Annotated in this window: 5 protein-coding genes and 1 rRNA gene; 1 reads left to right on the top strand and 5 read right to left on the bottom strand. The window is 53.5% G+C overall.

Annotation, left to right across the window (positions count from 1 at the left end; translation table 11 throughout):
* Positions 1 to 181 (bottom strand): 16S ribosomal RNA (locus tag ACESSO_RS08455); the annotation flags it as partial.
* 567 nt (positions 182 to 748) lie between these two features.
* Between ACESSO_RS08455 and metA the strand changes: the two genes are divergently transcribed.
* The gene (gene metA, locus ACESSO_RS08450; RefSeq protein WP_373164606.1) at positions 749 to 1663 is read left to right on the top strand and encodes a homoserine O-succinyltransferase; all 915 of its coding nucleotides are present in this window, start codon (positions 749 to 751) and stop codon (positions 1661 to 1663) included.
* 39 nt (positions 1664 to 1702) lie between these two features.
* Here metA and ACESSO_RS08445 read toward each other — a convergent pair whose 3' ends face one another.
* From ACESSO_RS08445 to tsaD, 4 genes are all read right to left on the bottom strand, one after another.
* Positions 1703 to 2341: a redox-sensing transcriptional repressor Rex gene (locus ACESSO_RS08445; protein ID WP_373164605.1), complete on the bottom strand. Its 639-nt coding sequence runs from the start codon at positions 2339 to 2341 to the stop codon at positions 1703 to 1705.
* Between the two features lie 39 nt (positions 2342 to 2380).
* Positions 2381 to 3538 carry an isocitrate/isopropylmalate family dehydrogenase gene (locus ACESSO_RS08440; protein ID WP_373164604.1) on the bottom strand — a complete coding sequence of 386 codons (1158 nt, stop codon included), beginning with the start codon at positions 3536 to 3538 and terminating at the stop codon, positions 2381 to 2383.
* A 104-nt stretch (positions 3539 to 3642) separates the two neighbouring features.
* Complete coding sequence (locus ACESSO_RS08435) at positions 3643 to 5565, bottom strand: aconitate hydratase (protein ID WP_373164603.1); 1923 nt, start codon at positions 5563 to 5565, stop codon at positions 3643 to 3645.
* A 212-nt stretch (positions 5566 to 5777) separates the two neighbouring features.
* Positions 5778 to 6803, bottom strand: a complete 1026-nt coding sequence (gene tsaD, locus ACESSO_RS08430; protein WP_373164601.1) for a tRNA (adenosine(37)-N6)-threonylcarbamoyltransferase complex transferase subunit TsaD — start codon at positions 6801 to 6803, stop codon at positions 5778 to 5780.
* Positions 6804 to 6806: the final 3 nt, after the last annotated feature.

The raw sequence follows: 6806 nt of genomic DNA, 5'->3' as shown, positions 1-6806 counted from the left end.
AGCAGCCGTTTCCGACTGTTATCCCCCTCCTAAAGGCAGATTGCTCACGCGTTACTCACCCGTCCGCCACTAAGTTAAGAATTCCAGTCCCGAAGGACTTTCCAAAATAACTCCGTTCGACTTGCATGTGTTAGGCACGCCGCCAGCGTTCATCCTGAGCCAGGATCAAACTCTCTAAAAATTGTATCGAAAGAGCTGAAGCTCATTCAATCGACTTTAGAGTCTGACGTGTCACTTTGTTTTAAGTGGAGTTGTGACTTCCACCGATTTACCAAGAGTAAAACTCTTAGAATTTCAGGTTCGCACTACACTCGATTTTTATCAAAACCAAGTTAAGCTTTCTCGTTGTTTAATTTACAAGGTACAATCCGCTGTTTTCGAGGACTTTTCAGAACTTTTCGAAGCTCTTTACCGTTCTCGGTGACAGCTTATTTATTATATCAGGTTTATTTCGGTTTGTCAAGAACTTTTTTCATTTCTTTTCAAACTTTTTTTCGACCCGCGCCGCCTCTCATCGAAGCAGCCTATTTAGTATATCAAACCGAGAAGCATTTGTCAAGAAGTTTTTTCAATTTTTTGTTTGCATCCAGTTTGACCGTCTCTATATGAGACTTATACAGTATACCTCCCTTTTTTACTTTTGTCAACTGTTTTTTACCGTATTTTCGCTTTTTGTGACTTGTGGTTCTTTTCGCTTTCTGCTATAATAAATCATTATAATGCTATTTCATAAAAAGGAGGGGTCGGCTTGCCCATCAAAATAGCCGACAGTCTGCCTGCGCGTGCGGTACTGGAAAGCGAAAACATCTTTGTTATGACCGAGCATCGTGCGACTACACAGGATATTCGGCCGCTGCGCATCGCATTGCTCAATCTGATGCCATTGAAAATCGTTACGGAAACGCAAATTCTGCGCTGCTTATCCAATACGCCTATTCAGATTGAGGTGGACTTGATTCAAACCAAGACCTACCACTCCAAAAACACACCTGAGGATCATCTGCTTACTTTCTACAAGACCTTTGATGATATTCGCGATCAAAAGTATGACGGTTTTATCATTACCGGCGCTCCGGTAGAGAATATGCCGTTTGAGGATGTAGAATATTGGAATGAGCTGGTTGAGATAATGGATTGGAGCAAGACCCATGTCCACTCCACTCTGCATATCTGCTGGGGCGCGCAGGCCGGCTTATACCATCATTATGGTATCCCCAAATATCCGCTTCCTCACAAGATGTCCGGTATCTTTCGTCATCACATGCTTTTTCCAAAAGAACCTCTTCTGCGCGGCTTTGACGACGTTTTTTCTGCTCCGCATTCCCGTTATACTGAGGTGCGCGCTGAGGACATTCGCCGGGATGATCGACTGCGTCTGCTGGCAGAGTCCAATGAAGCCGGCGTATACATCGTGGAAGCGATGAATGGCCGTCAGATTTTTGTGCTCGGCCACGGGGAATATGACTCTGATACGCTCAAGAAGGAATATGAGCGAGATTTAGCCAAAGGCTTGAACCCTGCTATTCCAGCTCACTACTTCCGCAACGACGATCCGGATGATGAAATTCTTGTCACATGGAAAGCCCATGCGCACTTGTTCTACACCAACTGGGTTAACTACTACGTCTACCAGACTACACCCTATTTTCTCGATAAAATGTAAATTTGTAAAAAAAGAAACGGCCTGCAGGCCGTTTCTTTTTTATTCCTCTGTCGCGCTGACCAGATGGCACAGCGTCATCAAGCTATCGGACAGATGTACATTTTCCACCGGTACACCCAAGCCACCCAAGTGAAGATCCTCTCCTGTAAAATTCCACAGGCCGCGGATGCCTTGATCGACCAGCTCCCGTGCAATCTCCGGCGCATTGCTCCTCGGAATGGTAAGCACTGCCACATCCGGCTTGTGAGCCGCAATAAACGACGGTAAATCATCACTGCTGCGCACCGAATAGCCGCCGAATTCCTTTCCCTTGAGATCCGGGTTTGCATCAAATGCGCACAGCAGACGGAATCCGCTTGCACTGAAATCAAAGTTATTGAGCAACGCCCGACCCAGGTTGCCTGCACCCAGCAAAATCGCTGTGCGGCCTGCACGCAGACCGAGAATAGAGCCCAATTCCTCCATCAGCTTGTCAATATTATATCCATAGCCCTGTTGCCCAAAGCCGCCAAAACAATTAAAATCCTGCCGAATTTGCGAGGCCGTCAGACCCATGCGCTCAGCCAACGCGCGTGAAGAGATGCGCTGCACGCCTTCAGCCTTCAGTTCACAGATATTTCGGTAATAGCGTGGCAGCCGCTGAATGACCGCTTTGGAAACCTCTTGCTTTCGTTCCACAGGCTCTCTCCTTCTTCCTTCATTGGAATATTTTGATGATTACAGTCCGGCGATGGTATCCAGCACGTAATCCGTAAATTCTTGCGCAGTTGCGCCGGTATCACGGCCGGTAACAACCACTTTTTTCTCTTCAAACATGCAGATGTCCAGTGCGCGATCGAGCTTTTTCGCCAGCTCGACTTCACCGATATGCTCGAGCAGCATCACAGATGCGCGCAACACGGACGACGGATCGGCATACTTTGCGCGGCCTTCCTGCACCATACGCGGCGCAGAACCATGAATCGCCTCAAACATCGCATAACGCTTGCCAATATTGGCCGAGCCTGCGGTGCCGACGCCGCCCTGAATTTCTGCCGCTTCGTCAGTAATGATATCACCGTACAGGTTGGGCAGCACAACCACCTTGAAGTCACGACGGCGCTTGTCGTCGAGCAGCTTTGCGGTCATGATATCGATGTACCAGTCGTCAAACTCGACTTCCGGATATTCCTTTGCCACCTTCTGGCAGGTATCGAGGAATTTGCCGTCGGTCGTTTTAATGATGTTCGCCTTGGTGACGCAGGAAACGCGGTTCTTGCCGGTCTTACGTGCATAGTCAAACGCCAGACGCGCGATACGCTCACAGCCCTGCGAAGTGGCAACCGTGAAGTCGATGAACAGGTCGTCGTCGATCTGCACTCCCTGCGAACCGACAGCGTAACCGCCTTCGGTGTTCTCACGATAGAACGTCCAGTCGATACCAAGTTCAGGCACCTTGACCGGACGTACATTGGCAAACAGGTCGAGCGCCTTACGCATCGCCACATTTGCGGACTCTACGTTCGGCCACGGATCGCCCTTACGCGGAGTCGTGGTCGGCCCCTTGAGAATGACGTGACACTGTTTCAATTCTTCCATCACATCGGGCGGAATCGCGCAGCCAAGCTCTGCACGACGCTCAATGGTCAGGCCGTCGATGACGCGAAACTCCACCTTGCCCGCCTTGACCTTGTCAGCCAGCAACACCTCAAGCGCATGCTGTGCCATACCGGTGATCATCGGGCCGATGCCGTCGCCGCCGCACACGCCGATGATGAGCTTGTCGAGCTTAGAATAGTCAATAAAGTCGTCCTGCGCCTTCATATCCGCAATGCGCTTGCGCTGGCTTTCGACGACCGCTTCAAACTTCTCCAAAATGGACTGGTCGATAGACATGGGAATGTCCTCCTATTGAATTGATATTATTTTAACAAGAATTCTATGTTCTGTCAAGAAAAGCAGAGCAGAGAGAGCCTTGCGGCTCCCTCTGACACAAGCATTTACTTTACATTCTGCCGGGCATAATTGAGCGTGCCGCCTGCAAGCAGCGCGCCGCGCTGACGGTCGGACACATCACAGTCCGCCTTGAAGGTTTTTCCGCCGCACACAATAGTGACCTGCTGGCCGTTTTTCACTTCTTCCAGCACATTCGGCAGAGAAATCTCGTCAAGCAGGCTGATTTCGTCATAATCCGCCGGGTTTACAAAGGTCAGCGGCAGAATGCCGGAGTTGACCAAATTGGCCTTATGGATGCGTGCAAACGACTTGCACAGCACCGCTTTAACGCCCAGATACAGCGGAACAAGCGCCGCGTGCTCACGCGACGAGCCCTGACCGTAGTTTGCGCCGCCGACGATGATGCCGCCGCCCTGTTCCTTGCAGCGTGCCGGGAACTCCGGGTCAACATTGATGAAGCAGTAGTTGGAGTAGTACGGCACATTCGAACGGTACGGCAGCAGCTTTGCACCCGCAGGCAGGATGTGATCCGTCGTGATGTTGTCCTCGGTCTTGAGCACCACCTTGCCCGTGTAGCTGGCTTCCAGCGCCTTACCCAGCGGGAAAGGCTTGATGTTGGGGCCGCGCACGACCTCCACCTCGTCCGGATTTTCGGCAGGCTTGACAATCAGATTGTCGTTGACGGCAAAATGCTCGGGCATCTGGATTTCCGGCATCTCGCCCAGTGTGCGCGGGTCGGTCAGCACGCCCGCAAGCGCGCTTGCCGCCGCAACCTCGGGAGACACCAGATAGATCTGCGCGTCCTGCGTGCCGGAGCGGCCTTCAAAGTTCCGGTTGAAGGTGCGCAGACTGACGCCCCCGGACTCGGGGCTCTGGCCCATGCCGATGCAGGGGCCGCAGGCGCATTCCAGAATACGTGCACCTGCAGAAATGATATCCGCCAGCGCGCCGTTCTGTGCGAGCATGTTGAATACCTGCTTGGAGCCGGGGCTGATGGTCAGCGAAACGTCCGGATGCACGGTCTTGCCCTTTAAAATAGCCGCAACCTTCATCATATCGTAGTAAGAAGAGTTGGTGCATGAACCGATACAGCACTGATTGATCTTGATATTGCCTATCTCAGATACCGGCTTTACGTTGTCCGGCATGTGCGGCATCGCAGCCAGCGGCTCGAGTGCGGACAAATCGACGGTATACTCCTCGTCGTAAACCACATCCGGGTCAGAGGACAGCTCCACCCATACATCGCCGCGGCCCTGCGCCTCGAGGAACTTCTTCGTCTCCTCATCGGACGGGAAAATAGAGGTCGTCGCGCCCAGCTCCGCACCCATATTGGTAATGGTCGCGCGCTCAGGTACGGACAAGGTTTTTACCCCTTCGCCCGCGTACTCGACAATCTTGCCGACGCCGCCCTTGACGGTCATCTGGCGCAGTACGTCCAAAATGACATCCTTAGCCGACACCCACGGAGACAGCTTGCCCGTCAGATTGACACGCACCATCTTAGGCATCGGGATGTAGTACGCGCCGCCGCCCATTGCGACCGCAACGTCTAAACCGCCCGCACCGAACGCCAGCATACCGATGCCGCCTCCGGTCGGGGTATGGCTGTCCGAACCGATCAGCGTCTTGCCCGGTGCGCCGAAACGCTCCAGATGTACCTGATGGCAGATGCCGTTACCCGCCTTGGAATAATAAATGCCATGTTTTTTTGCAACCGAGCCGATATATTTGTGGTCGTCCGCGTTTTCAAAGCCGGATTGCAGGGTATTATGGTCAATGTAAGCGACCGACCGCTCGGTCTTGACCTGATCGACGCCCATCGCCTCGAACTGCAGATAGGCCATCGTACCGGTCGCATCCTGCGTCAGCGTCTGGTCAATCTTAAGGCCGATTTCCTGCCCCTGTACCATCTCACCGTCCACCAGATGCGCCTTCAGTATCTTTTGCGCAATTGTCATACCCATTTGTGTTTTTCCTTCGCTCCTTTATGTCCCACACGCAGCGCTTTTGCGCACGCCGCGCCCCGCCGCTGCACGGCGGGTGGTTGCGGCTTCCACAGCCTTCTCCACGGCGCGCAAAGCGCACCGTGCCCAAAAACAAAACAGAAGTGGCCTTTGCAGCGCAAAAACCACTTCTATTTTACAGCATTCCCACTCTTTTGAAAAGCCCTTTTCCTCTATCGCTTTTCACAAATATTCTCACCGATCTCCGCAGTGGCGAATGCATTTTGCAAGGTCGTACCCGTGTTGCCTGCAAGATACTCAAAATACGCCTGACTGCCTATCATCGCGGCATTGTCCCCACACAGGTTGAGCGGCGGCAGATACAGCTGCGTATGCGTGCGCTTCGCCATCTCGCTGAGTGATGCCCGCAGAAACGAATTGGCCGCCACACCGCCCGCGCATACCACACGCCGCGCATGCGTTTGCCGCACCGCCTGCTCAAGCCGCGGCACAAGCGTGCGCACGACCGCCGCGCAGAACGAAGCCGCCAAATCGTTTTTGTCGATCTCCTCGCCCTTCTGTTCGGCGTTATGAGCCAGATTGATGACCGCTGTCTTGAGCCCCGAGAAGGAAAAGTCGAGCGGCGCATCCTTGATGTGCGAATCGGGCAATTTATACCGTTTGGGGTCCCCCTCCTGCGCGAGTTTATCGATTTTCGGGCCGCCCGGATAGCCCACGCCGAGCACGCGCGCAACCTTGTCGAACGCCTCGCCCGCCGCATCATCCCGCGTGCCGCCGAGGATTTCAAAATCCGTATAATCGCGCACCATCACAATTTCGCTGTGTCCACCTGATGCAATCAGCGTCAAAAACGGTGGTTTGAGTTCGGGATACGCCAAATAGGTTGCCGCAATATGACCACGGATGTGATGCACCGGGATAAACGGCTTACGCATCGCGTATGCCAGCGACTTGCCGAAGTTCGCACCCACCAAAAGTGCGCCAATCAGCCCCGGCGCACAGGTCGCCGCAACCGCATCCACCTCGTGCTTGTCCATTTTTGCATCCGCCAGCGCCTGCTCGGTCACGCGCACAACCGCCTCCATGTGGCGGCGCGAGGCAATTTCCGGCACAACGCCGCCGTACAGCGCGTGCGTTTCAATCTGCGTGTCCACCACGCTGGAAAGGATAGTCCGTCCGTCCTCGATGACGGCTGCCGCCGTCTCATCACAGGAGGACTCAATCGCCAATATTCTCATTGC

It is taken from the genome of Agathobaculum sp. Marseille-P7918 (assembly GCF_964248325.1).
Lineage (GTDB): Bacteria > Bacillota > Clostridia > Oscillospirales > Butyricicoccaceae > Agathobaculum.
Note: the sequence above shows the minus strand (reverse complement) of the source record. Positions and strands in the feature narration are given on the sequence as shown.